Below are 2,541 nucleotides of genomic sequence, written 5' to 3'. Positions count from 1 at the left end.
ATCTGTTATTAGGCATGAATATCTCGTCCAAATTCGACTTTATTAATTAATAGTCCAATGACAATATCATGCATTTGTTCTATTTTGGAAAAACAGATTGTTCGACGCGTTAAGCGTTTAACCCATGTTCTAAAATTTAGGTTTTTTCGTTCAATTTTTTGAGTGTTTTGTTTGCCTATTTCATGTTCATTTACATCTAAGTTTCGCTCATAAGCCCCCCAGTCATCTGTATAATATCTGCTTATTTCAAAAGGAGTCAGTAAGGCTTTTAGCTCTTTGAAAACATCATCTTTACGCTTGCCAAATACATAAGCAATGACTGTATTAGTCGCATGATCAACAGCATGCCATAACCATCGCTGATTCGACTTTTTACCTACAAATGACCATTGTTCATCAATCTCAACTTCTTCGCAAACAAGCTCCAGCCGAACGTCTAAAGGTGTTTCTGATTTTTGAGATAGAAAAATAGGATTTACCTGTACAAGGCTATCTTCTTTGCTTTTCAGGATGCTGATGACTGTATTTTTATTGATTTTCAGAACCCGTGCGGTGTCTCTAATACCACTGCTATTAATAGCCATTTCGACGACTTTTTCTTGGACTCCAGGCACACATGCATTATAGCGATAGTCCAGCATAAATGTTTGAGTTGGGCAGGCACTATTTTTGCAGCGATACCGCTGTATATTTTGAGCATTCTTTCCTGATTTCATGATAGTGCTACAGCGACAATTGTGGCAACTTACTTCTTGATAACATTTCATTCGAGGAATTATGATGTAAACCTTTTACTTCTCCTAATTATTTAAGTGAAATAACAGATTTAACCCACTACCATCAAGCCTAACCAACTTCGGATTTGCTAAAACGCTCACTAAACCGTTGCATAACCGCATAGAAGACCGGAGTAAAACGGGGGAAATAGACGTCCACCCCCTGCTGACATTCATATTTATCAGGTTGAGGCCTAAAGTGCGGGCGCTAATAACGAATAAAGCCTTGTAATGGAAACCAGGGGACTGGGGAAACAACAACAATAATAGGGATCTTTTCGCCTACTCGAAACATTCTTTCCCTGATAAAAACACCCGCATTAGGACGCTCCTTGCTAGGAAATAAAGAACTGTATACAAGCAGTTTAGGTGAATTCATAATGTAAAAGTCTTAAATATAGGATAACTCACAAAAAAACCACCCATTGTTAAATGGATGGCCTGCAGAGCTTAGCCCATCTTTCCCAAACAGAGTTTGAGGCGAGCGTCGTTACTCTCTCTGGGTTGTTTATATAGCATAAATGATGCGCTTCCTATCGTCAGCACATCCTATATATTCTATATATAGAATATTTCTTTTTATTTCAATAGCGGCAAATATACTTTTTGATAATTAGCGACACTTTTCTGCCAATTTCTTTCCTGCTCGACATACTCTCTACCAGCCTGGCGCATTTTCTGACATTGCTGAGTATTATCTAACAAATCAAGTATGCATCTAGCTAAAGAATATGAATCATTGGCCTTAAATAAAACACCATTGTGTCTATCTTTAATCAGTTCCTTATGCCCACCGACATCAGAGGCAATGACCAAACGCCCTTGAGCCATTGCTTCCAGGGGTTTTAAAGGTGTGACCAGTTCAGTTAAACGCATTGCCAAACGCGGGTAAACAAAAATATCCACTTGATTGTAATATTCTTGCACTTGATCATGTGCTACACGTCCAGTAAAGATCACATAAGGTTCAAGTTGTAATTGTTTGACTTTATCTTTAATTGCATTCTCTTGCGGCCCACCACCGACTAATAATAAACGTATATTTGGCTGTTGATTTATAACAGCAGGTAGTGCCTCTAATAATAAAGGTATGCCTTCATAGGCATAAAAAGAACCAATAAAACCCAGTACAGTTTTATCTTGCAAGCCTAGTTTCTGTTTTAGCTCAGCATCAGCAGACTGCCCAAAGCTAAATTTCTCGATATTAACCGCATTGGGAATGACCGTGATTTTATTTTCAGCGATACCGCGTTTAATAATATCTTGTTTCAATCCCTGACAAATACAAGTGACGGCTTGGACCTGCTTAAAAACATAGCTTTCGAGTGCTTTAGTAAGCCGATAACGTAGACTACCTTCGGAAGTCGTACCATGATCCACAGCAGCATCTTCCCAGAAAGCACGACATTCATAAACTACCGGGATATTGTATTTTTTACCCACTTTAATAGCTGCCAGGCCATTAAGTACAGGCGAGTGTGCATGTAAAATATCTGGCTTTATTTCAGGGATAATTTCATCCAGACGCGCTGTCAGACTCTTTATAATCATCCATTGATTGACAATAGGAAGCCTGCCCAATACAGAATGCAATGCTGGAGAGCGATAAAAATGCAAGCCGTCGATATCTTCTATAGCTTGCTCGGCAACGGAGTGTTTTGCTGAGGTAACATGGTAGGTTTTCCAGCCTAATGTTTTTTGTTGCTCCAGAATTGCCCGAGTTCGAAAAGTGTAGCCACTATGTAATGGAATCGAGTGGTCCAGA

At 39.1% G+C, this 2,541-nt stretch carries 3 protein-coding genes; all 3 read right to left on the bottom strand.

Going from position 1 to position 2,541, the window contains the following annotated elements; translation table 11 throughout:
- Positions 1-8: 8 nt before the first annotated feature.
- The 3 genes from CDZ78_RS16365 to CDZ78_RS16360 all read right to left on the bottom strand — a co-directional run bounded on the left by CDZ78_RS16365 (position 9) and on the right by CDZ78_RS16360 (position 2,540).
- On the bottom strand, positions 9-767 hold the full coding sequence (locus CDZ78_RS16365) for an IS1 family transposase (protein WP_087870952.1): 759 nt from the start codon (positions 765-767) through the stop codon (positions 9-11).
- A 217-nt stretch (positions 768-984) separates the two neighbouring features.
- Complete coding sequence (locus tag CDZ78_RS22245) at positions 985-1,155, bottom strand: hypothetical protein (protein ID WP_167374360.1); 171 nt, start codon at positions 1,153-1,155, stop codon at positions 985-987.
- Positions 1,156-1,355: 200 nt separating this feature from the next.
- A complete protein-coding gene (locus CDZ78_RS16360; protein ID WP_087870951.1) occupies positions 1,356-2,540 on the bottom strand; it encodes a TIGR04063 family PEP-CTERM/XrtA system glycosyltransferase in 1,185 nt (394 codons plus the stop codon).
- Position 2,541 lies beyond the last annotated feature (1 nt).

Source organism: Bathymodiolus platifrons methanotrophic gill symbiont (genome assembly GCF_002189065.1).
Classification (GTDB): domain Bacteria; phylum Pseudomonadota; class Gammaproteobacteria; order Methylococcales; family Methylomonadaceae; genus Methyloprofundus.
This window is presented reverse-complemented; position numbering and strand designations above follow the sequence as displayed.

Bases quoted from the DNA above. Each gene is read 5' to 3' on its own strand.
- CDZ78_RS16365 (WP_087870952.1), bottom strand. From the start codon at position 767: ATGAAATGTTATCAAGAAGTAAGTTGCCACAATTGTCGCTGTAGCACT.
- CDZ78_RS22245 (WP_167374360.1), bottom strand. From the start codon at position 1,155: ATGAATTCACCTAAACTGCTTGTATACAGTTCTTTATTTCCTAGCAAG.